This window comes from Halorubrum sp. Atlit-28R (assembly GCF_003665955.1).
GTDB classification, from domain to species: Archaea; Halobacteriota; Halobacteria; order Halobacteriales; family Haloferacaceae; genus Halorubrum; species Halorubrum tropicale.
On record NZ_QPLS01000222.1, the window covers coordinates 1 to 459 of the forward strand.

General features: G+C 63.2%; 1 pseudogene. It reads right to left on the reverse strand.

Annotation, left to right across the window (positions count from 1 at the left end):
* A pseudogene (locus DVK06_RS17645) lies at window positions 1–459 on the reverse strand (sodium-dependent transporter); the annotation flags it as partial.

Here is a 459-nt window from a genome sequence, read left to right on the forward strand (position 1 = left end):
TGCGAGGGCGACGGTCGGCCAGAAGCCGATGTTCGTGTCCACGCCGAAGTGCGTCAGCAGCGTGAAGACGAGAAACAGGGGAAGGATGACACCAACGGCAAAGAGCCACGGCGTTCCGAGGGTTCGTCCAAACTCGCCCGCGCCCGAGGCGAACTCCTCGATAGCGTCACGGCCCATGACCCAGCCAACGAACAGCAGGAAGGCGGCGAGGCCCGCAGTCATGAGTATGTTCACAAGGGTGCCTGCAACGAAGCCGAAAATGGCAGGGTTGAACGCGCAGACGGTCCCGGTCACGGCGACGATGGCGGTCATGCTTATGACAGCATGCTTGCGCGAGACGCCGTACTCGTCGACGAGGAACGCGACGGGGATTTCGAGCATGCTGATGGAACTCGACAGCGCCGCGAGGGTCACGACGGCAAAGAAGGTCGTGGCGATGAGCGTCCCGGCGGGGAGTTG